Raw genomic sequence first — 21,269 nt, 5'->3', positions numbered from 1 at the left:
AGCCGACGCCTTGGAGCAACGAACCGTATGGACGAGGTCCTGCACCACACCGAGAACGCCGTCTCGTGGATCACGCTGAACCGCCCCGAGGCCATGAACGCCCTCACCTGGGACCAGCGCGAGCACATCATGACCCTGCTCGCCGAAGCCTCCGCCGACCCGGCCGTCCGCGCCGTCGTCATCACCGCCACGGGCAAGGGCTTCTGCGCGGGCGCCGACCTGCGCGGCTCCCCCGCCCCGGCCGGTGAACGGGTCGCGGGTGACGTGGCCCGCATGATCCGCACGGGCGCGCAGCGGTTCATCACGTCCGTCATGGACTGCGAGAAGCCCGTCATCGCCGCCGTCAACGGCACGGCGGCCGGGATCGGCGCCCACCTGGCCTTCGCCTGCGACCTGGTGCTGGCCGCGGACTCGGCCCGCTTCATCGAGGTCTTCGTCCGCCGCGGTCTGGTCCCGGACGGCGGCGGCGCGTACCTGCTCCCCCGCCTGATCGGCCCGCAGAAGGCGAAGGAGCTGATGTTCTTCGGCGACGCCCTGCCCGCCGCCGACGCCGAGCGCCTGGGGCTGGTCAACCGCGTCGTCCCGGCCGACGCCCTGGAAACCACCGCCCGCGAATGGGCCCAGCGCCTGGCCCAGGGCCCGACCCGGGCCCTGGCCCTGACCAAACAGCTGGTCAACGCCTCCCTGGACACCGACCGCGCCACCGCCCTGGCCGCCGAGGCCACGGCCCAGGAGATCAACATGGCGACGGCCGACGCGAACGAAGGCGTGGCCAGCTTCGTCGAACGCCGCACCCCGAAGTACCGGGGCGTCTAGGGCGTCTCTTCCGAGTTACCAGCTGGTGCCGATTTGTGCCCGGTTGCCGAGGCCGCCGGTGCCGTTGCCGGGGTAGAAGTAGAGCGAGCCCGTCGCTTCCGCCGGGGCCTCGACCGCGTCCAGGTCGCCCTTGCCGTCACCGTTGAAGTCGGCGCCCACCAGCTGGCGCATGCTGTCCCAGTTGGTGCCGAGCTGTGCGCGGTTGCCGAGGGTGTTCATGCTGTTCAGGGCGCCCGTGGAGGGGTACTTCCACAGCGTCCCGGCCCCATCGATCGCCACCAGGTCGGCCTTGCCATCGGAATCGAGATCACCGGGCACGGTCAGCTCGGTCATCGCGCTCCAGCCCGCACCGATCTGCACCCGACTGCCGAGGGTGTTGCCGCCGTTCAGGGAACCCGTGCCCGGGTAGGTCCACAACGCACCGGCCGTGTCGATGGCCAGCAGATCCGCCTTGCCGTCCTTGTTCACGTCCAGGGCGGTCAGCTCCCGCATCCCGCCCCAGCCCGAACCGATCTGCGTACGGTCGCCGAGCGTGCCCAGGCCGGACGCGGCTCCCGTGCCCGGGTACACGTACAAGTTCCCCGTCGCGTTCTCCACGGCCAGCAGGTCCGGCTTCCCGTCACCGGTGTAGTCAGCGGCCGTCAGCTCGCTCATCGCGCCCCAGCCCGCACCGATCTGCACCCGGTCACCCAGACCACCGACGCCATTGCCCGGGTAGAGCCACAGCTTCCCCGACCCCGCCTCGACACCGACCAGGTCCTGCTTCCCGTCACCCGAGAAGTCCGCTGCCGCCAGCCGCACCATCCCCGCCGGGGTGGCCTTGGGCCACGGGGTGCTGACGACGACGCGCTCGCCGGGGGCTTCGTTGATCACCCAGAGCTGGTCGCTCCCGGGCCAGTAGGAGAGGTTCTCCGGGTTCACCGCGGTCCGCGTGACGAGCCGTACGGGCTCACCCGGGCGGGCGTCGTAGAGGCAGCCCTGGAACTGGCGGATGTTGCTCTGGTCCGCCTGGTGTTCCGCGGGGACGAACTCCGGGCAGGGGCCCGCGAAGACGAGGCGCCCGTTGTTCATGGCGACGCCCTGGGTGCCGCCCATCGGCGAGGCGAAGGCCTCGGAGGCCTGGACGCGGCCTGCCGCGTCGGCCTTGAGCAGGCCGGTGGCCGGGTCGATGGGCCAGCGGACGACGGGTGCCGCGGCCTTGCCGAAGTCACCTTCGACCTTGCTGGGGTCGCCCTCGGCGGTGACCAGGGCGGGCTGGGCTCCGGTGAGGTCGAGTGAGGCAGCCGTGATGCACGGGCGCTGGGAGACTCCGGCGTAGGCGCCGCAGCCGGTTCCCTGGCCGGTGTAGTCGTAGGTGCCCTGGCGCGGCAGGACGTAGGCGTGGCCCGCTCCTTGGGCCTTGCCGCCCGCGTCGAGGCCGAATCCCGTGCCGGTGGTGACGTCCATCTTCCATATGTCATTCAGGTCGAAGACGTCGAGGCTGCTGCCGGTGGAAGCGACGTAGAGCTTGCTGCCCGCCCAGACCACCCCGTGGCCGTGGCCACCGAGGATGGGGGTGTAGTTGTCGCCGGAGCTGTTGAGGGCGGCGAGCTGAAGGTGCCGGTAGGTGACGTGGGCGGGGTCGGTCACGTCGACGAGGGTGATGCGTTCGCTGCCGCCGTCGCCGTACCAGGTGGAGATGAGTACCTTGCGGCCCCCGACCAGGGTCTGTGACTGGGGGGATTCGCCGGAGCCGGTGAGGCCCTGGGGGGTCCAGGCGCCGGTGGCGTCGTCCGTGGTGTTCCAGCAGAAGCCCTGGGCTCCGGCGATGTTGGACGGGTGGCAGAGGGCGCGGCCGGTGAGCGCGCCGTCGGGGGCGGCCAGGACGTCGGCGGCCTTGACCCGGCGCAGCGCCGGGTGCGCGGACTCGAAGGCCGAGACCCGGCCCGCCTCGCGGCCCGTGTCCGACTGGAATCCCATGCCGGCGGCGCTGATGCGGGAGACCGAGTTGAAGGTGGCGACGGCGCCGTTGGGGACCGTATCGGCACTGGCCGGGGTGGCCGTCAGGCAGGCGAGTGCCATGGCGGCGGCGACCGCCGCGACTCGTCCTCGGAGGCGGGGCGTGCGGAGTGGGCGGCGGCGGCTCATGGCGTGCTCGGTCCTTTCGGCGCTGCGCGGTCGGGTGGCGTACCAGGGAAGGGGGCGGGGCGGGGAAGGGGGCGGCCCGGGGAAGGGGGCGGCCCGGGGAAGGGGGCGGCCCGGGGAAGGGGCGGGCCGCCATCGCCGGGGCGGGGCGATGGCGGCCGGGTGGGACAGAGTGTTCGTACGGTGCCCGGTGGCGGACTACCAGCCGGTGCCGATCTGGACGCGGGCGCCGAGGGTGTTCGTACCGTTGATGGCGCCGGTGCCGGGGTAGCTGTAGAACGTGCCGGTGTCGCCCGGCGAGGCCTGGACCGCGTCGACGTCGCCGATGCCGTCGCCGTTGAAGTCGCCGCTGACCAGGTCCGTCATGGAGCCCCAGCCGCTGCCGATCTGGACGCGGGCACCGAGGGTGTTCGTACCGTTGAAGGAGCCGGTGCCCGGGTAGACGTAGAGGTTGCCGGTGGCCGCTTCACGGGTGACGAGGTCGGCCTTCCCGTCCTTGTTGAGGTCGCCGGGGCTGACGATCTGGTCCATGGCGTTCCAGCCGGAACCGATCTGCACGCGGTCGCCGAAGGTGCCGTTGCCGTTGCCCGGGTAGACGTAGAAGTTGCCGGTGGAGGTCTCGACGGCCGCGAGGTCGGTCTTGCCGTCCTTGTTGAGGTCGACGCCCGCCAGGTCGTGCATGCCGTCCCAGCCGGTGCCCGCCTTGACGCGGTCACCGAAGGTGCCGTTGCCGTTGCCCGGGTAGATCCACAGCGCGCCGTCGTTGTCGACGGCCGCGAGGTCGAGCTTGCCCGAGCCGGTGAAGTAGCCGGACGTCAGCTCGCTCATCGTGTTCCAGCCGGTGCCGATCTGGACGCGGGCGCCGAGCTGGCCGCCGCCGGTGCCGGGGTAGTAGAAGAGGTTCCCGGTGTTGGCCTCGACCGCCACGACGTCGGCCTTGCCGTCGCCGCCGAAGTCACCGCCGGCCAGGTTGGTCATACCGGCGACGGTCGGGGTCGGGGTGGCCTCGACGACCTTGTTGTAGCGGTAGGGGCGGTAGCCGTTGTTGTTGAGGTAACTGCGGGTGTAGTAGGAGGAGTCGATGCGGGCGTTGGTGCCCGGACGGGCTTCCTCCCAGATCTTCGCGGTGGTGTGGCCGGAGTCGGCCCAGCCGCCGAAGAGCACGACGTGGGCGTCGATGTTGTCGAGCATGTCGCCGGGCTGCAGGTCGTCGAGGCTGCCCAGCCGGGTGGCGACGTCGGGCAGGGTCCAGGTGGTCAGGCTGGTGTTCAGGTGCCAGGCCATCGAGATGAAGCCGGAGCAGTCCTGGCGGTAGTTGCGGCCCTGCGGGTCCGGGTCGTAGTCCGACTGGCTGTACGGAACTCCGCGGTCGACCCAGTACTGGGCGCGGGACATGATCTCGGCGGAAGTGATGGCCCCACCGACAGAGGAGGTGCCTGCGGCCTGGGCGGGCGCACCGGTCAGGCCGGTGACGGCAGCGGCGGCGACCAGGGTGGCGATGGTGGTCTTCTTCAGCTTACGGACGAGCATGGCCATGACAGGACTCCTGAAAGGTGAATGAGGTTCTGAAAGTTTTTGGGGGCGGCGTGGTCGCCGCCGTGCGCGAGAGAGGCGTCGCGAGGGGCGTTGCGAGAGGCGTTGCGAGAGGCGCGAAGGGCAGTGGCCCGGTTACCAGTTGGTGCCGATTTGTGCGCGGTTGCCGAGGCCGCCGGTGCCGTTGCCGGGGTAGAAGTACAGGGAGCCGGTCGCTTCCGCGGGGGCCTGGACCGCGTCCAGGTCGCCCTTGCCGTCACCGTTGAAGTCGGCGCCCACCAGCTGCCGCATGCTGTCCCAGTTCGTACCCAACTGCCCACGGTTACCGAGGGTGTTCATCCCGTTCAGGGAGCCGGTCGACGGGTACTTCCACAGCGTCCCGGCCCCGTCGATCGCCACGAGATCGGCCTTGCCGTCGGAGTCGAGGTCACCGGGCACGGTCAGCTCGGTCATCGCACCCCAGCCCGCACCGATCTGCGTCCGATTGCCCAGCGTGCTGGTGCCATTGAGGGCGCCGCTACCGGGGTAGGCCCACAACCCGCCGCCCGCATCGATGGACAGCAGATCCGCCGTGCCGTCCTTGTTCACGTCCAGGGCGGTCAGCTCCCGCATCCCGCCCCAGCCCGAACCGATCTGCGTACGGTCGCCCAGCGTGCCCATACCGGACGCGCTCCCCGCACCGGGGTACACGTACAAGTTCCCCGTCGCGTTCTCCACCGCCGCAAGGTCCGGCTTGCCGTCACCCGTGAAATCAGCCGCGGTCAGCTCGCTCATCGCGCCCCAGCCCGCACCGATCTGCACCCGGTCACCAAGACCACCGGCGCCGTTGCCCGGGTAGAGCCACAGCTTCCCCGACCCCGCCTCGACACCGACCAGATCCTGCTTCCCGTCACCCGTGAAGTCCGCCGCCGCCAGCCGCACCATCCCCGCCGGCGGGGCGGGAGGGGTGGTGGTGGGGTAGGGGTCGGCGTGGTCGCCGCCGAGACCGGCTCCGGCGCCGCAGGTGCCCCAGGCTCCCGCGCCCTGACCGGCGAGGATCTTCTCGGCCGTCAGGATCTGCTGCTGCTTGGTGGCCTGGTGCGGGTAGGCGGCGTACTCGCGGCCCCCGTAGGCGTTCCAGGTCGACAGGAGTATCTGCAGGCCGCCGTAGTAGCCGTTCCCCGTGTTGATCTGCCAGTTACCCGTGGACTCGCACTGGGCGACCTTGTCCCAGGTGCTGACGGAGGCGGCGTCGGCGGGAGCGGCGGACAGCAGTCCGGCTGCCAGACCGGCGGCGGCCACTGCGGCCGCGGCGGCGGTCTTCGTGCCGGTACGACGCTGCGTACGGGGTGTTTCGGACATGCGGAACCTCACAAGGGCGCGGCGGAGCGGAAGTGGAGTGGGCGACGGGGCGGATCCGTGGGCCTCGGGCCTTCAGGCCTCGGGCCTCAGGCCTTCGGGCCTTCAGGCCTCGGGCCGGGCGTTTGCCGCCTGACAGCTGCCCTGCAGGAGCAGCTGGGGGGGGCGGGGGCCGGACGGACCTGCGGGGGCTAGGACCAGCCCATGGTGTCCGTGCTCATGATGGGAGCGGCCCCGAGGGAGGCGGCGGACGCGGCGGTCTGCGGGGCGGCGGACACGGCGACCGCGGCGGGGGCGAGGAGGAAGGTGGAGGCGAGGGCGGTGACCGCGGCGGCCTGGGCGAGACGGGTGCGAAGCATGATCGTGGTCCTTTTCTGACGTGGAGTTCCGGTGTCCTGATCCGGCCTGCGTCCCGCGGTGACGCTGTCCGGTTCCTGGCCTGCCGGGCGGTGTTCCCTGCTGGCAAGAACTACTCTCGCCGCTGGTCAGACGGGGTGGAAGAGGATCCGGCTGGACGCAAAGGGCCTTGGCCCATTCCGTCCAGGGGCCCCGCCGCGAGGCCGGATCCGGTCAGCAGCGACTCGTAGAACAGCGCGACCATGGGGGCTTCCGCGAGGACCAGCGACCAGCCGCTGAACTCCTCCCGCTCCAGGACCCGCCGGCAGAGCCGGGCCGCGCGCGACTCGGCCGCCGCGAGGTTGTCGGCCCGGACGTAGAGGCCGATCACCGGGTGCGGCAGCGCCCTCGGGTGAGCGACCACGTGCTCGAGGGCGTCGTCCTCAACGGCCTGGGCGCGGACGAGTGACCGCGCCTCAAGGGGGAGGGCGACCCCGGGAGGGCCTTGCAGGCGGGCGTGCACGAGATACATGGACCCGACCATTCCAAATGGGGAACTCGTCGTCCACGGACGGAAGGTGGACGGTTCGGGCCCTGGACACAAGCGTCCACGGGTCGGCATCCGAGACGGCCCTCCACACCGATCAGGCCACCGTGGCATGATCGATCTGCTCCCAGGGGGTGGGAGCGAGCTTTGAGGGGGGCTTCACCGTGCTGACCGCATTGGGACTCAACGCCGTCGCGGAATCCGTTTACCGCGCCATGCTCGCCGATCCGCGGGGCGGGGTCGCCGAACTCGTCGAAGCGGTGGGTGCGCCCAGGCCAGAGGTGCTCGACGCCCTCGATCTGCTCAGCGAGCTGGCCCTCGTACGGCCCTCCGCCGAACAGGAGGGAAGGCTGCGGGCGGTCTCCCCGGACATCGGCATGGAGATCCTCATGGCCCGCCAGCAGGCGGAACTCGCGGCGCAACAGCAGCGGGTCGAGGCCTCGCGCGCCGTCGCCGCGCAGCTCATCGCCGAATACGCCGACCTGCGCCCGGCTGCCTCCAGCCCCGGGGTCGAGCAGCTCATCGGCATCGACGAGATCCGCGACTGCCTCACCCGCCTGACGCGGGACGTCACCACCGAGGTCATGTCCTTCGCACCGGGCGGCGCACAGCCCGCGGCCCAGATGGACGCCTCGCGGCCGCTGGACGGACAGCTGCTCGGCCGCGGGGTGCGCATGCGGACCGTCTACCTGAACAGCGTCCGCAACGACCAGCCCACCGTCGAGTACGCGAACTGGCTCGCCGGACTGGGCGGACAGGTCCGCACCGTGCCGGCCCTGCCCACCCGGATGATCATCACGGACCGCGCCACCGCGGTGATCCCGGTCAGCAGCGACGACACCTCCGCCGGAGCCGTCGTCCTCACCGGCCAGGGCACCCTGACCGCCCTGTGCGCCCTCTTCGAGAGCGTCTGGTCCGGCGCGCAGCCGCTCGGCGAGGCCGCCCCCACCGACAGCGGCGGCCTGAGCCCCCAGGAGTCCACCACCATCGCCCTCCTGGCCCAGGGCCACACGGACGAGTCCATCGCCAAGCGGCTCGGCGTCTCCCAGCGCACGGCGCGGCGCATCGCGACGGACCTCATGGAACGCCTCGGGGCGCGCAGCCGGTTCGAGGCGGGCGTCCGCTGCGTGCAGCGCGGCTGGCTGCCGGAATAGCGGCGCCGGGGACCGCGCGCAGCGCGAAGGGCAGCCGGACGGCCACCGCCCGGCTGCCCTTCGCGTACCGCCCTACGCTCAGCCCTGTCGGGGATTCGGCTTGAGCAGCGCGAAGACGGCACCGCTCGGGTCCGCCAGCCAGGCGATCCGGCCGACATCGGGCACGTCCGCGCCCGGCATCAGCACCGTCCCGCCGCTGGTCCGCGCGGTGCCCACCACGGCGTCGACGTCCGCGACGGCGAAGTACGGCACCCAGCGCGCGTTCGTCTCGCCCTCCATCAGCGGCGCCACCCCGCCGAACGACCCCTCCTGCTGGTCCCCCTCGGCGATGCTCACCACCCGGTAGGTCATCCCGGGCGCGTCCATCTCCTGAGAACGCCAGCCGAAGAGCTGGCGGTAGAAATCGACGGCCGCGACCGGGTCCGCCACGTGCAGCTCCACCCAGCACACCGTGTTGTCGGCGGAGGCCAGCCCCAGCCCCGGCGTCTTGCCCGGCTTCCAGACGGCGAAGTCGGCGCCCTGCTGATCGGTGTACTGGGCGAGCCACCCCTCACCCATGACGTCCATCGGCTCGACGCGCACCGCCCCGCCGCCGTCCCGCACGCCCTGGGTGGTCGCGTCCACGTCGTCCGTCTGGAAATACGCGGTCCACGCGGAGGTCGCCCCCGGGTCCAGCGCGCCGACGGCCGCGACGGTCTTCCCGTCCAGCTGGAAGAAGCCGTACCCGCCCGCATCCGGCCCGAGCATCTGGAACTCCCAGCCGAAAACCGCCCGGTAGAAGGCCGCGGCCCGGGGAATGTCCGGGCTGCCGAGGTCGATCCAGTTGGGCGATCCGGTGCGGAAATCGGTACCGAGCATGTGTTCCTCCTGCGATGAGGTTTCGACGAGCTGCGACGAGCTGCGCTGACGTCTCGACTACGAGGGGCTACGCGTACGTACGACTACACGCCCGAGCACCCCCGCCACGCCGCCTACCCCTGCCCCGCCCACCCGCATTCACCCACCCGGAGGTACACCGACCACACACGCGCCGCCACGCAACCGCCCGGTGGCTGTGACGCAGGCAGCCCCGGCCGGAAGGAGGATCCGGCCGGGGCTGGCTCATCAGACCTTGGTTGGAGCCTTCTCGGTGGTGCCGTCGCCCCGACACCCGAGGCACGGCTCGCTGTAGACGACGCACCGCTTGCCGTCGACCAGGATCACGCGCCGCGCTCCCTGGCACGTTGCGCACCCACGGGCACCGGCCTGGCCTGGAAGGAGGCGTCCCCGCTTACGGAGGGCTGTGAGGTGGTTGATCAGGTCACCGTAGTCACGGTTCTGCCACGCATCAGTCACAGCGAGTCAGCCTAGCGTCTAGTTGGGGTGGTCCACTCGACAACCGGTGCCGCAGTTCTGGTCTCCGCACTGGTTGTCGTGCTGGCATTCGGCGGCCACGGAGATGCCCTCAATCGGGCTGGTCCACAGACTCATGTCCGGCTCGAAACCCGCGGCCTGGATCCGGGCGAGGGTGTGGTCCAGGGCACCGGGGGTGTAGCGGGTCGGGTCGGGCAGCTCCGGCACGTGGTGCACGAAGCGGCCGAGCTGCCGGCACAGGCGTGCGTACACGACGGTGTGGAGGATGAGCGTGTGCCAGCCTTCATCGACGGTCCGGGAGGGGCGCATGCCGCCGGGGAACTGCGCCGCTGCGGCGACGAACTTGAGGGCTTCCAGTGTGATGCGGACACAGTCCGAGGAGCTGATGTCCGGGTTGTTGCCGGAGACGGTCGCTACGACGCCGTCGAACTCCTCCGCGCTCAAGAGCGAGCGTGCGTCCCTGGTCGCCGTGGTCTCGGTGGTGATAGTCATGCGGTGGTGCCTCCTTGTGTGAGGGGAGGTGCTGTGACCCGCTCCGGCCGCGGTCCTGGTAGATGCGCGACCGGGGCGGGGGTCAGTGGGTGCCGAGCACGATGACGGCGAGCACGCCGAGCACGATGACGACGTACAGGATCTGGCGCGGCCACTCGCTCACCGCGCCTGTTCCTGTGCCTGTTCCCGCCGTGCACGGCGCCGGGCCTGGTGCCGGTCTTCTTCGGCAAGGAGGGCGCGGATCGCTTCGGCGAGGGCGACGGCCTTCGGCCAGCCGTCCGGGAGACGGACCGCGATGTGCCACGCGGCCAGGGCAGCCGCAGCCTCCATGGTCCGGCGGCCCTCCGCCTGGAAGTGGAAGCACCGGACGCCGTGAGCGACGAGGCTGCCGCCGTCGCTCAGGTACGCCAGCCACTGCGCGGTGACCGCGCTGTCCGGCGGATGCTCGGCGTGGGCGAGTACGTACGCCGCTTCCTGAGCGAGGCGCGACTCCCGGCTCACCGGGCGCCCGCCCGGACCGGCTTGCACGACGGGTCGTGGAGGTCGTGCGCCCAGCCGGAGGGGCGCGCGCCGGATGACGAGTGCCGGATGAACTCCCGCCCACCGGTCCGGATCGGGCGGTCGCAGACGGCACAGATCCGGACCGCGGCCATGCTCACAGCCGCACCAGGGTGTCGGGCGCCGCGGTGAACTCCAGGCCGTTGGCCGCCCGGACGTACGCGGTCCGGGTGTGCTTCGAGGTCCCGGCGACCATGCCGACGTATTCCTCGACAACGGCCATCAACTCGCCCTCGCGATCCGTCCGGGGATCGCGGACCCGCCGGTGCAGCAGCGGGTGGTCCTCGTGCTCGACCGCGCCCGCGCCAGTCTCCCGCACTTCCATGGCTGTGCTCCCTACCGTCGTCAGCGGGTGGGCAACTCCGGATGGACCACCTGGAGTTGCTTACGGGAGTAGCCTGTCGCGCACGGACAGTGAGGAACATCATTGACGTGTCCGCTCCCGTCCGCACCTCTGCGGACACTGCGGACCCTGGAGGTGGAATCCGTGCGCGAATCCTTCGGCGAAGCCTTACGCCGGCTCCGGGGCAGTCGCTCCGTTCGGGACGTCGCCCTGCTCGCAGCGTGCGGGAAGACACACGTCAGCGACCTGGAGAACGGCAAACGGCAGCCAACGCAGGCGATCGCCGCAGCCCTAGACCAAGCACTTGGCGCCAGGGGCGAGCTGATCGCCCTCGCTGACGTCCGTCCCGGTTCATCCCCACTCGATCAGGCGGACGCACTTCAACAGGGCCTCCATCAGGCGCTGGCCGCTGGTCCGCTCACCGATGCCTCGCTGGACGAGTGGGAGTACACCGTGGGCCGCCACGGCAAGGCGACACGGTACCGGCCGGAGGGTGAACTCCTGCCGGAGCTGCTCGCCGACTTCACGGACCTGAGGCTGATCCTTACCCACCGGCAGGCGGCGCCCGCACGGAAGCGGCTGACGATCGCCGTGGCACAGATGTCGGGACTGATGGCCCTGACCCTACTGAAGCTGGGAGACGGGCGAGCGCGGGCCTGGTGGCGTACAGGCAGAGCAGCCGCCGGGGCCGCCGAGGACCGGGCGACGCTGTCATGGATGTACGCGCAGGAGGCGTACCAGCTCTACTACGGCGGGGACATGGAGGGGGCGGTCGAGCTGGCGGCGCGGGCCCAGCATCTGGCGGGCGGCTTGCCGTGCGTGGGTCCGGCGCTGGCCGCCCCGCTGGAGGCCCGCGCTATGGCTGTGCTGCGGCAGCGGGACGGCGCCGCGGAAGCGCTCGGGCGGGCGGAGATTGCGCTGGAGCGGCTGCCGGAGGCGGACCGGATCGGGTCCGCCTTCGGGTACAACGAGAGTCAGCTGCGCTTTCATGCGGGGAATGCGCTGACCCACCTCGGCGACGTCGAGCGCGCGTCCGAGCAGCAAGAGCGTGCCCTTGAGTTGTACCCGCTGCGGGACCACACTGACCGTGCGCTGATCGCCCTCGACCAGGCCATAGGATCCGCGATCCGCGGGGATGCGGCAGGAGCGGCTGCCCAGGCGACGACGACGATCGTCGGCCTGCCGGATGAACACCGTTCTGCGCTGATCATCTACCGGGCGCGGGAGGTCGCGGCTAGGGTGCCGGAGGCACGGACGGTGCCGGAGGTGCGGGTGCTGCGCGAGGTGCTGGCGCTACCCCCTGGCGAGAGGGACACGAGTGCGCATCGAGCAGGCCACGCCGGAAGACGTTGACGCCATCTCCGTGGTCCTCGGGGAGATCGAGGCGTACTACGGCGGCAAGCCGACGCCCGGCGACACGGACCAGATCCGTTCCGCCCTCTTCTCCGGCCGCCCCGCGGCGACCGTGCTCCTAGCCCGCGACGGCGATGACGTATGGGGCCTGGCCTCGTACAGTCTTCTGTGGCCTGCGGCCGGCGCCGAAACGTCCCTGTACCTCAAAGAGCTGTACGTGCGGGAGTCAGCCCGGCGCCGCGGCGTGGCCGGAGCCCTCATGGAGGCGGTCAAGGCTGCGGCGGCGGAGGCTGGCTGCTCGCGGGTGGAGTGGACGGCCGACACCGACAACCCTTCCGCCCTTGCCTTCTACGCGGCCCTTGGCGTCGAGCCTCGCAACGGAAAGATCTTCTATCGGGCAGAAGGCTCCTAGCCCGGACACACGAAAGCGCCCCCTCCGCCCGAAGGCCAGATGGGGACTCGGAACCCCGGCTCCGCCGGGGCGCGGCTGCGCCGCGAGGGCTCTGACGTTGCGCGGCCGGGGGTCGGGGAGGTTCCGGGGGCTGCCCGCCAGTTCAACTGTCTCTTCGTGCCGGGTCACCCTGTCAAGGGCGCTCCTTCGTCGCGTCGCTTCGCGATGGCCTGCGGCCACCCTTGACAGCGTGCCCCGTCACGAAAAGCCAAGAACTGTCGGGCGGCCCCCGGGGGAAGGCATGGGGGAGCGACGGCACTTCCCGGGGGTGGTGACGGGCCAGCCATGGCCCGGGTGCGGCCAAGCCGCGCCCTCCGGGCGGACAGACCACAGACGACAAGCGACAAGCACGCGGGCAGATCGCTACACAGTCCGGGTCAGGGAGGCGTCTGCGGGCTGTTTTGGGCTGGGACTTCCGTCAGGCCGAAGTGGAGACGGGTCAGGCGGCCGTCCGTCCCAAAGTGAGGGGTTCAAAGCATCACAAAAGGGGTGTTTAGGAGGGGTGTTGAGTGTCGGGGGTGGCTTGACCCTGCTCCATGCTCATCTGGCCGAGCTTTCGGCCCTCCTGCACCGCCCACTAGCCCAAAACGGGCCGCAGACGCCGCTCTCGGAGGAGCGCGTAGCGATATGGGGGCGGCTTGTCGCTTGTCCGCCCGAAGGGCGCGGCTTGGGCTCGCCCGGACCCCGGGCCGGTGATCAAGATGTGGCCGATGGGACCAGGTCCCCCACGCCTTCCCCCGGGGGCCGCCCGACAGTTCTTGGCTTTTCGTGGGGACGGGATCTGTCAAGGGTGGCCGAAGGCCATCGCGAAGCGACGCGACCGCAGGGAGCGCCCTTGACAGGTCACGGCACCACGAAGAGACAGTTGAACTGACGGGCAGCCCCCGGAACCCCACCGACCCCGGACGCTCGGAACGAACCCCCCGCGGCGAAGCCGCGCCCCGACCCCGGACACCCGAAGCCCGGGCCTTCGCGGCGCAGCCGCGCCCCCTACCCTCAGGCCCATGACTGCCACCCCCCGCCACCTCGCCCAGATCGTCGTGGACTGCCGTGAGCCGAAGGCGCTGGTTCGGTTCTGGGCCCGGATGCTCGGCGTGGAGGCGGTGGACCGGGATCGTGGCTGGTCTCACGTCGAGTTGCCCGGGGGTGCGCGGCTGGCCTTTCAGCCCGTGCCTGAGGAAAAAGCCGGGAAGAATCGGCTGCACCTCGACATTCGGGTGGATGACATCGGGGGCGCCGTCGCCGAGGCGGTCGGGCTGGGGGCGGTGCGGGTCGGTGGGACCGTCACCGACGACCAAGGGGCGTTCCAGACCATGCGTGACCCCGAAGGAAACGAGTTCTGCCTGGTCACCGGGTGAGCGGCTCGGCCTGGAGGGGTGCGGTCGGTTCCGTCGCAGGGCCGCCGCCGACCCCGGACACCAGGCCACGCCCGGGCGGGCGTTCCACGACCCTTCCCATCTGACATACCGTCAGGTTCAATCGGTTCCGTGATGGGACACGCAGGGATGGCGGCCACCGTCGTCCGATACCTCAGGTCCGCCGGGCAGCCGGAATCCGCCAACGCCAACTCCAATACCTCCCCGGCCGTCGACGCGCACCCGCGCCCCGAGCTGCGGGCCGTCGGCGAAGACGAGCGCGCGCCCATCGATCCGGCCGAATTCCGGTCCGTGATGGGCAACTTCGCGAGCGGGGTCACCATCATCACCGCCCCCGCGGCGGACGGGGAGGGGTCACCGGCCGGGTTCGCCTGCCAGTCCTTCGCCTCGCTGTCCCTCGACCCGCCACTGGTGACGTTCATGGTGGCCCGTACGTCGACCACCTGGCCGCGGATCGCCCGCGCCGGGGTGTTCTGCGTCAACATCCTGGGCGCCGAACAGGGCCTGCTCTGCCGGGCCTTCGCCGTCAGTGGCGCCGACAAGTTCGCGGGGGTCGTCCACAGCCCCGCGCCCGTCACGGGTTCGCCGCAGCTGGACGACGTACCGGCGTGGATCGACTGCCGCATCCACGCCGTGCACACCGGTGGCGACCACCTGATCGTCGTCGGCCGCGTCGAGGCGATGGGCGCAGCGGGCGAGGACGGCCCGCTGCTCTTCCACAAGGGGAAGTTCGGCCGCCTCAGCGAGTGACCCGGCCCGGCGAGCGGGTGAGCAGCGAACGGGTGAGCAGCGCGTGGCCCAGCGCCAGCACGCTCAGGCCGAACATCAGGACGCCCAGCGGGACATGGAGCCACGCCACGTGCGCGATGCCGAGCACCACCTGCACCGAGGCGAGCACGAGGAAGCCCGACGCGTACAGGATGGGGCGGGGTGATCCGCCGCCCGGGCGCCAGGCCAGGATCGCGGCGATCACGTAGAGCATCGACGCTCCGTACATCACGCGCGCTCCGATGCCGTGGAGCAGCTCGCCGTGGGACGAGGACAGCAGCAGTCCGGCGGTGGCCGCCTGGAAGAAGATCGCCAGGGTCTGCAGGGCGATCGCGACCCGTACGAAGGTCGCCCCGCGCGGTATCGGTACCGGTACCGCGGTCGGCGCGGGCATCACCGGCGTTGCCTTGATCATGATGTGGTCCTCTCTTCTGCCTCACGGCGGTGGGTCGGTAGCCTCTCGGAGGTCCGACGACGTGGGTCCGTGAAATGTGAGGCGAACACCACCATGAGTACGACCACGGACGTGATCCTCGGGGAGCGGCGGCGGCTCACCAACCTCGCCTACCGGCTGCTCGGTTCGCTGGCGGAGGCCGAGGACGCCGTGCAGGAGACGTACGCCCGCTGGTACGCGATGCCCCCGCAGCGGCAGGCGGCGGTGCGGTCGCCCGGCGCCTGGCTGACGACGGTCGCGGGCCGGATCTGTCTGGACGTGCTCGGCTCGGCGCGGGTCCGGCGCGAGCGGTACGTCGGCGAGTGGATACCCGAGCCGCTGCCCGACCCCGCGCAGTGGCGCGACGGGTCCGTGGACCCCGCCGACCGGGTCACCCTGGACGAGTCGGTGAACATGGCGTTCCTCGTCGTACTGGAGTCGATGACGCCCGCCGAGCGCGTGGCGTTCGTACTGCACGACGTCTTCCGGTACCCCTTCGGCGAGATCGCCGCCATCGTCGGCCGGACGCCCGCGGCCTGCCGCCAGCTGGCGGCCTCGGCCCGGCGGCGCGTGCGCGCGGCGCGGATTCCGGCGCCGACGGCTTCCCCGACCCCGGCCCAACAAGCTCTCCTTGTCCGGCAGTTCAAGGAGGCGTGGGAGGCCAAGGACATCGAGGCCCTCGTCGGTCTCCTCGACCCCGCCGCCACGATGACCGCCGACGGCGGTGGCCTGGTCGGGGCCGTCCTGCGCCCGGTCGAGGGCAGCGAGCGCATCGCCGCCTACCTGATCCACATCGCGGACAAGGCCCCCGGTCTGACGCTCCTGGAGCGGACGGTCAACGGCCGGCCCGGCCTGGTCGCCCGGCACTCCGGCACGACCGTGACCGTCGCGGCCTTCGGCCTCGCGGACGGCCGCGTCACCCGCATCTGGGCGGTCCGCAACCCGGAGAAGCTCCACCCGTGGAACGCGAACCGACCGGGGTAGGTGCCGGTCATGCCGCGCGTGTACGAGGGCGGAAACGGGTACGGGTGCGGGACGCGGGTACGTACCCGCACCCGTATCCCCCATCCATACTCGCCGGTCAGAACGTCAGCACCCCCCGCGCCACCCGCCCGTGGTGGGCGTCGTCCGCTGCCTTGGCGAAGTCTTCGACCGGGTAGGTCTCGGTGACCAGTTCGTCCAGCAGGAGGCGGCCCTGGCGGTACAGCTCCGCGTAGAGGGCGATGTCGCGCTGGGGGCGGGAGGAGCCGTAGCGGCAGCCCATGACCGTCTTGTCGAGGTACATCGATGAGACCTGGAAGGAGGCCTCCTCCTTGAAGCCGGGCACGCCCAGCAGGACGGCCTGGCCGTGGCGGTCGAGGAGGTCGATCGCCTGGCGGATCAGTTTCACGTTGCCGACGCACTCGAAGGCGTGGTCCGCGCCGGTCGGGAGGATCTCGCGGACCGCCGCCGAGGAGTCCGCCACCGCCGAGGCGTCGATGAAGTGCGTGGCGCCGAACTGCCGGGCCACCGCTTCCTTCGCCGGGTTCACGTCGACCGCCACGATCGTGGTCGCGCCCGCGATACGGGCCCCCTGGAGGACGTTCAGGCCGATCCCGCCGGTGCCGATGACGACCACCGTCTCGCCCCGGTCCACCTTGGCCCGGTTCAGGACGGCGCCGACGCCCGTCAGGACCCCGCAGCCGATCAGGGCGGCCGAGGGGAAGGGGATGTCCCGGGGGATCTTGACCGCCTGGACGGCCTTGACGAGGGTGCGTTCCGCGAAGGCCGAGTTGGACGCGAACTGGTAGAGCGGCGTACCGCCGCGCGAGAAGGGCTGGCCCGGCATCCCGATCGCCTTGCGGCACATCGTCGGCCGGCCCCGGTCGCAGTCGGCGCACGCCCCGCAGTTCGCGAGGGTGGACAGCGAGACGTGGTCGCCCGGCGCCACGTGGGTGACGCCGGAGCCGACCGCCTCCACGACGCCCGCGCCCTCGTGCCCGAGGACCACCGGCGGCGGGAAGGGGATCGTCCCGTCGATCACCGACAGGTCGCTGTGGCACAGCCCGGCCGCCTTGATCGCGACGAGCACCTCCCCCGGCCCGGGATCGCGTATCTCCAGGTCGTCGACCACCTGGGCCTGCTTGCCGTCGAACACGACGCCTCTCACCTGGACTCCTTAGGCAGGCCGAGCACGCGCTCGGCGATGATGTTCCGCTGGATCTCGTCCGAACCGCCGTAGATGGTGTCGGCGCGGGTGAACAGGAACAGCCGCTGCGCCTCGTCGAGGCCCAGCTCGTACGGAGTCCCGCGCGCCCAGTCCGCGGGCCCGGCGCTGGCCACCGCGCCCCGCACCGCCACCGCCAGCTCGCCGAGCCGCCGGTGCCAGCCGCCCCACAGGAGCTTGGCCACGCTGGGCGCGCCCGGGTCGGGGGCGGCGGCCCCCAGGGTGCGCAGCGCGTGCCACCGCATGGTGCGCAGCTCGGCCCACTGGCCGACGAGGCGGTCCCGCAGCACGGGGTCACCGGCCTGCGCCGAGGTGAGGAACGCGCCGGTCACGCGCTCCAGTTCGGCGGCGAAGCCGATCTGCTGGACCAGGGTGGAGACCCCGCGTTCCAGGGCGAGCAGGCCCATGGCGACCGTCCAGCCGTTGCCCTCTCCGCCGACGACCTCGACCGCGACCGCCCCGTCGAAGAAGACCTCGTTGAACTCGGCGGTCCCCGACATCTGCCGGATGGGCCGGACCTCGATCCGGCCCGGCTGGTCCATCGGCACGAGGAGGAAGGACAGCCCGTGGTGGCGCCGCGAGCCCGGCTCGGTGCGGGCCAGCACGAAGCACCAGTCGGCGTCCCGGGCGAGCGAGGTCCAGATCTTCTGGCCGGTGACGCGGTGCCGGCCGTCCGCCGGGTCCCGGACCGCCGCCGTGCGGATCCCGGCGAGGTCCGAGCCCGCGCCCGGTTCGCTGTATCCCTGGCACCACAGTTCCTCGCCGCGGGCGATGCCCGGCAGGAAGCGCTCCCGCTGCTCCGGGGACCCGTAGGCGATGAGGGTCGGCGCGAGGAGGTTCTCGCCGATGTGGCCGACCCGGCCGGGCGCGCGCAGCGCCGCGTACTCCTCGGCCCAGACCACCTGCCCGGTGAGCGAGAGCCGCTGCTGCCCGTACGCCCCGTCCGGTACGTCCCAGCCCTGGCCGATCCAGCCGCCGCGGCCCAGTTCCCTTTCCCAGGCGCGCCGTTCGGTCATCCCTTCGTGTTCGCTGCCGGGTCCGCCGAGGCCGACCGCCCGGGCGTACGGTCCCACGAGGTGCCCGGCGAGCCATTGCCGCGCGCGGGCGCGCAGCTCCCCCTCCGCCGCCCCGAAGCCGAAGTCCACCGCAGCTCCTAGGCGCCCGGGCGGGCGTTGGGCCGGTCCTTGGCGGCCGCCGCCTTGGCCATGGCCTCCAGCTGCGCCAGCATCGGCATGGGGTCGGTGCCGACCGTCCCCGGGAGGAAGTCGGCGATCTTCTCGGGGGTCCAGGACCCTTCGGCGTATCCGGCGCGCAGTTCGCGCGGCTGCGCCCAGACGGCGATCTTGGGTCCGGCGATCGTGTACACCTGCCCGGTGATCTTCTCGCCGCCGACCGCGACCGCCTTGTCGCTGAGCAGGTAGGTGACCAGTGCGGCCACGTCCTCCGGCTCGCCGATCTCCTTGAGCTCCATGGGGACGTTGGCCGACATCCGGGTCCGGGCGACCGGGGCGACGGCGTTGGCGGTGACCCCGTACCGGCTCAGCCCGAGGGCGGCGGAGCGCACGAGCGAGATGATCCCGCCCTTGGCGGCGCTGTAGTTGGCCTGGGCCACGGAGCCCTGGTGGTTGCCGCTGGTGAAGCCGATGAGCGTGCCGGTGCCCTGTTTGCGCATGACGGCGGAGGCGGCGCGGAAGACGGTGAAGGTGCCCTTGAGGTGGGTGGCGACGACGGGGTCCCACTCCTCCTCGGACATGTTGAAGAGCATCCGTTCGCGCAGGATGCCCGCGACGCAGACGACGCCGTCGATCCGGCCGTAGCGGGCGAGCGCGGTGTCGACGATGCGCTGGCCGCCCGCCATGGTGGAGATGTCGTCGGCGACGGCGACGGCCTCTCCGCCCGCGGCGAGGATCTCCTTCACCACGCCTTCGGCGATCTCGCTGGTGGGTTCGCCGCCCTCGATGCCGACGCCGTAGTCGTTGACGACGACCTTGGCGCCTTCGGCGGCCGCCGCGAGTGCGACGGCCCGCCCGATGCCCCGGCCCGCGCCCGTGACGGCGACGACCTTGCCTGCCAAGAAGTTCCCCATGCCCGGCCCCTTCCCGCTGTTTCTGACGGACCGTTAGATTCTATGGGCAGTCAGATGCGCCAGCACAAGCCCCCGTTCATCCCAGTCCGGTTCATCCCAGTCCAGAAGGAGTGACGAGACCCATGGGCCTGCCCGCCGAGTTCCACGACATCGCCAAGCGCGTGAACAACTGGGGACGTTGGGGAGCCGACGACGAGATCGGTACCCTGAACCTGATCACCGACGAAGTGGTACGGGCGGCCGCCGCCGAGATCCGCACCGGCCGCCGGATCCCGCTCGCGCTCCCGCTGAAGGAGGACGGCGTCCAGGCCGGCATGATCCCGGGCCGGATCAACCCGCTGCACACGATGGTGCAGATCAACCAGGAGATCTTCGGCCCGGGCACCGTCGCGTGCAGCGACGACGCCGTGACCATGGGCCTGCAGTCGGCGACCCACTGGGACGCCCTGACCCACGTCTCGCACTCGGGGAAGATCTACAACGGGCGCCCCGCGGACACCATCACCGCGCACTCCCGCGCCCAGTTCAGCGGCATCGACAAGGCCGGCCACATCGTCTCGCGCGGGGTGCTGCTGGACGTGGCGCGCGCCAAGGGCCTGGACCGGCTGCCCGGCGGGCACGCGGTGACCCCGGAGGACCTGGTGGAGGCCGAGGAGTTCGGCGGGGTCACGGTCCGGCCCGGCGACATCGTGCTCGTGCGCACCGGGCAGATCCAGGTCTATCTGGCGGGCGACAAGCACGGCTACGGCTACCCGTCACCGGGCCTGTCCGTCCGTACGCCCGAGTGGTTCCACGCGCGGGACGTCGCGGCCGTCGCCAACGACACCCTGACCTTCGAGATCTTCCCGCCGGAGATCGAGAACCTGTGGCTGCCGGTGCACGCGCTCGACCTGGTCGAGATGGGCATGCACCAGGGACAGAACTGGAATCTCGAAAAGTTGTCCACAGCCTGTGGACAAGAACGGAAGTATTCATTCCTGCTCTCGGCGATGCCGGAGCCCTTCGTCGGCGGGACGGGCACACCGGTGGCCCCGGTCGCCATCCTCTGAGGCCTTTGGACGTTCTTTGTGGGTGGCGGCGTACGTTCGTGCACGCCCCGAGCGCCGCACGGCACAGCCGCCACCCCACGACCCGCACTCGTCAAGGTCTGCCCTTGGCGTCCCCTCGCGTCGAATCGCTCCCCCCAAGAGTGATCAACACATGACGGTCCGTCAACACCTCGTTAGAGGTACACGTGCGGTTCCCGCGCCGGATCACATTTTTCGGGAAAGTCTTCCGGGGACCCGCCGGCGCAGTCGACCTCGCACCAGATCCGCTTCCCGGCCCCCTCGCGCTGCCAGCCCCAGCGGTCCGCGAGGCCGTCCACGAGCTCCAGGCCGCGCCCGTTGGTGTCGTCCCCCTCGGCGTGCCGGGGGGCGGGCGGCCGGTCGCTCGCGTCGGCCACCTCGACCCTGACTCCCGGGCCGCCGAAGAGCATCCGCAGCACGGCCGGACAGCCCGTATGCACCACGGCGTTGGTGACCAGCTCGGAAATGAGCAGGAGCAAGGTGTCCGCGAGCGGCTCGTCGTCCCCCATTCCGCATCCGGCCAGGCGGGACCGGGCCCACCTGCGCGCTCGGCCGACCTCTGCGGGATCCGGCCCGACCTCAAGCTGAACCTGAAGCACCTGCACCGCTCACACCACCCGAACCGGCGGACACATCGCCTCGCGACAGTACGGGATCACGGTCCGTGATCCCCTTGCGGAGCAGCATGGTTGACATACAGTCACCACAACAAGCGCTTCGGGCATATTCCAGCGCGAAGGAGTAGGCGTGCTGCATACTGTGCGACGCCCGCGCCGCTCAACCGCTCGCATTCGTCGGAGCGTACCGGAGCACGTGGCCGACTCCGGACCGCAATGAGGCGGGCGAAGGACACAAACCGATATCAACTCTCCGTAATCAGACATGCGTCCTGCGCCGTCCCACCCGTAACAGCACGTGTGCGCACAGGGGCCGGA

At 71.2% G+C, this 21,269-nt stretch carries 23 protein-coding genes; 8 read left to right on the top strand and 15 right to left on the bottom strand.

Going from position 1 to position 21,269, the window contains the following annotated elements:
- Nucleotides 1–27: 27 nt before the first annotated feature.
- Nucleotides 28–816 carry an enoyl-CoA hydratase/isomerase family protein gene (locus OHS33_RS20580; RefSeq protein WP_330331877.1) on the top strand — a complete coding sequence of 263 codons (789 nt, stop codon included), beginning with the start codon at nt 28–30 and terminating at the stop codon, nt 814–816.
- 15 nt (nt 817–831) lie between these two features.
- Here the strand turns inward: OHS33_RS20580 and OHS33_RS20575 are convergent, their stop codons facing one another.
- From OHS33_RS20575 to OHS33_RS20555, 5 genes are all read right to left on the bottom strand, one after another.
- Nucleotides 832–2,943 (bottom strand): FG-GAP repeat domain-containing protein, encoded by a 2,112-nt coding sequence (locus tag OHS33_RS20575; RefSeq protein WP_330331876.1) that lies wholly within the window; start codon nt 2,941–2,943, stop codon nt 832–834.
- 195 nt (nt 2,944–3,138) lie between these two features.
- The gene (locus OHS33_RS20570) at nt 3,139–4,476 is read right to left on the bottom strand and encodes an FG-GAP repeat domain-containing protein (protein ID WP_330331875.1); all 1,338 of its coding nucleotides are present in this window, start codon (nt 4,474–4,476) and stop codon (nt 3,139–3,141) included.
- A gap of 132 nt (nt 4,477–4,608) precedes the next feature.
- A complete protein-coding gene (locus tag OHS33_RS20565; RefSeq protein WP_330331874.1) occupies nt 4,609–5,814 on the bottom strand; it encodes a transglycosylase family protein in 1,206 nt (401 codons plus the stop codon).
- Between the two features lie 188 nt (nt 5,815–6,002).
- Entirely contained in the window at nt 6,003–6,170 is a 168-nt protein-coding gene (locus OHS33_RS20560; RefSeq protein WP_330331873.1) for a hypothetical protein, read from the bottom strand.
- A 110-nt stretch (nt 6,171–6,280) separates the two neighbouring features.
- Complete coding sequence (locus OHS33_RS20555) at nt 6,281–6,679, bottom strand: hypothetical protein (protein ID WP_330331872.1); 399 nt, start codon at nt 6,677–6,679, stop codon at nt 6,281–6,283.
- A 179-nt stretch (nt 6,680–6,858) separates the two neighbouring features.
- Here OHS33_RS20555 and OHS33_RS20550 point away from each other — a divergent pair, with 179 nt between their 5' ends.
- On the top strand, nt 6,859–7,848 hold the full coding sequence (locus tag OHS33_RS20550) for a LuxR C-terminal-related transcriptional regulator (RefSeq protein ID WP_330331871.1): 990 nt from the start codon (nt 6,859–6,861) through the stop codon (nt 7,846–7,848).
- Between the two features lie 78 nt (nt 7,849–7,926).
- Here the strand turns inward: OHS33_RS20550 and OHS33_RS20545 are convergent, their stop codons facing one another.
- The 5 genes from OHS33_RS20545 to OHS33_RS20525 form a co-directional block, all read right to left on the bottom strand.
- Nucleotides 7,927–8,706 (bottom strand): VOC family protein, encoded by a 780-nt coding sequence (locus OHS33_RS20545; protein WP_330331870.1) that lies wholly within the window; start codon nt 8,704–8,706, stop codon nt 7,927–7,929.
- A gap of 495 nt (nt 8,707–9,201) precedes the next feature.
- On the bottom strand, nt 9,202–9,693 hold the full coding sequence (locus OHS33_RS20540) for a hypothetical protein (RefSeq protein WP_330331869.1): 492 nt from the start codon (nt 9,691–9,693) through the stop codon (nt 9,202–9,204).
- A 159-nt stretch (nt 9,694–9,852) separates the two neighbouring features.
- On the bottom strand, nt 9,853–10,194 hold the full coding sequence (locus OHS33_RS20535) for a hypothetical protein (RefSeq protein ID WP_330331868.1): 342 nt from the start codon (nt 10,192–10,194) through the stop codon (nt 9,853–9,855).
- Nucleotides 10,191–10,352 carry a hypothetical protein gene (locus OHS33_RS20530; RefSeq protein ID WP_330331867.1) on the bottom strand — a complete coding sequence of 54 codons (162 nt, stop codon included), beginning with the start codon at nt 10,350–10,352 and terminating at the stop codon, nt 10,191–10,193. The genes OHS33_RS20535 and OHS33_RS20530 overlap by 4 nt, the downstream gene beginning before the upstream one ends.
- Complete coding sequence (locus tag OHS33_RS20525; protein WP_330331866.1) at nt 10,349–10,576, bottom strand: hypothetical protein; 228 nt, start codon at nt 10,574–10,576, stop codon at nt 10,349–10,351. Before OHS33_RS20525 ends, OHS33_RS20530 begins: the two co-directional genes overlap by 4 nt.
- Nucleotides 10,577–10,738: 162 nt before the next feature.
- Here OHS33_RS20525 and OHS33_RS20520 point away from each other — a divergent pair, with 162 nt between their 5' ends.
- The 4 genes from OHS33_RS20520 to OHS33_RS20505 all read left to right on the top strand — a co-directional run bounded on the left by OHS33_RS20520 (nt 10,739) and on the right by OHS33_RS20505 (nt 14,524).
- The gene (locus OHS33_RS20520; protein WP_330331865.1) at nt 10,739–11,947 is read left to right on the top strand and encodes a helix-turn-helix domain-containing protein; all 1,209 of its coding nucleotides are present in this window, start codon (nt 10,739–10,741) and stop codon (nt 11,945–11,947) included.
- The gene (locus tag OHS33_RS20515; protein ID WP_330331864.1) at nt 11,913–12,359 is read left to right on the top strand and encodes a GNAT family N-acetyltransferase; all 447 of its coding nucleotides are present in this window, start codon (nt 11,913–11,915) and stop codon (nt 12,357–12,359) included. The genes OHS33_RS20520 and OHS33_RS20515 overlap by 35 nt, the downstream gene beginning before the upstream one ends.
- A 1,043-nt stretch (nt 12,360–13,402) precedes the next feature.
- The gene (locus OHS33_RS20510) at nt 13,403–13,756 is read left to right on the top strand and encodes a VOC family protein (protein ID WP_330331863.1); all 354 of its coding nucleotides are present in this window, start codon (nt 13,403–13,405) and stop codon (nt 13,754–13,756) included.
- A 132-nt stretch (nt 13,757–13,888) separates the two neighbouring features.
- The gene (locus OHS33_RS20505; protein WP_330335126.1) at nt 13,889–14,524 is read left to right on the top strand and encodes a flavin reductase family protein; all 636 of its coding nucleotides are present in this window, start codon (nt 13,889–13,891) and stop codon (nt 14,522–14,524) included.
- Here the strand turns inward: OHS33_RS20505 and OHS33_RS20500 are convergent.
- Nucleotides 14,514–14,936, bottom strand: coding sequence for a hypothetical protein (locus OHS33_RS20500; protein WP_330335125.1), 423 nt, complete (start codon nt 14,934–14,936; stop codon nt 14,514–14,516). The genes OHS33_RS20505 and OHS33_RS20500 overlap by 11 nt on opposite strands.
- A 114-nt stretch (nt 14,937–15,050) precedes the next feature.
- On the opposite strand from OHS33_RS20500, the gene sigJ reads away from it, so the two are divergent.
- Entirely contained in the window at nt 15,051–15,959 is a 909-nt protein-coding gene (gene sigJ, locus OHS33_RS20495) for an RNA polymerase sigma factor SigJ (protein ID WP_330331862.1), read from the top strand.
- A 97-nt stretch (nt 15,960–16,056) separates the two neighbouring features.
- On the opposite strand, the gene OHS33_RS20490 is transcribed toward sigJ, so the two are convergent.
- Genes OHS33_RS20490 through OHS33_RS20480 form a run of 3 tightly spaced genes read right to left on the bottom strand, consistent with a single transcriptional unit; the run spans nt 16,057 to nt 19,267 of the window.
- Nucleotides 16,057–17,124: a Zn-dependent alcohol dehydrogenase gene (locus tag OHS33_RS20490; RefSeq protein WP_330331861.1), complete on the bottom strand. Its 1,068-nt coding sequence runs from the start codon at nt 17,122–17,124 to the stop codon at nt 16,057–16,059.
- The gene (locus tag OHS33_RS20485) at nt 17,121–18,326 is read right to left on the bottom strand and encodes an acyl-CoA dehydrogenase family protein (RefSeq protein WP_330331860.1); all 1,206 of its coding nucleotides are present in this window, start codon (nt 18,324–18,326) and stop codon (nt 17,121–17,123) included. Before OHS33_RS20485 ends, OHS33_RS20490 begins: the two co-directional genes overlap by 4 nt.
- 8 nt (nt 18,327–18,334) lie before the next feature.
- Nucleotides 18,335–19,267 (bottom strand): SDR family NAD(P)-dependent oxidoreductase, encoded by a 933-nt coding sequence (locus OHS33_RS20480; RefSeq protein ID WP_330331859.1) that lies wholly within the window; start codon nt 19,265–19,267, stop codon nt 18,335–18,337.
- Nucleotides 19,268–19,389: 122 nt separating this feature from the next.
- On the opposite strand from OHS33_RS20480, the gene OHS33_RS20475 reads away from it, so the two are divergent.
- Nucleotides 19,390–20,316, top strand: a complete 927-nt coding sequence (locus OHS33_RS20475; RefSeq protein ID WP_330331858.1) for a cyclase family protein — start codon at nt 19,390–19,392, stop codon at nt 20,314–20,316.
- A gap of 173 nt (nt 20,317–20,489) precedes the next feature.
- On the opposite strand, the gene OHS33_RS20470 is transcribed toward OHS33_RS20475, so the two are convergent.
- Nucleotides 20,490–20,939, bottom strand: a complete 450-nt coding sequence (locus tag OHS33_RS20470; RefSeq protein WP_330331857.1) for an ATP-binding protein — start codon at nt 20,937–20,939, stop codon at nt 20,490–20,492.
- Between the last annotated feature and the right edge of the window lie 330 nt (nt 20,940–21,269).

Origin of the sequence: Streptomyces sp. NBC_00536 (assembly GCF_036346295.1) — a bacterium.
GTDB lineage: Bacteria > Actinomycetota > Actinomycetes > Streptomycetales > Streptomycetaceae > Streptomyces.
The sequence above is the reverse complement of the archived record's forward strand: the minus strand, read 5'-3'. Positions and strand labels throughout refer to the sequence as shown.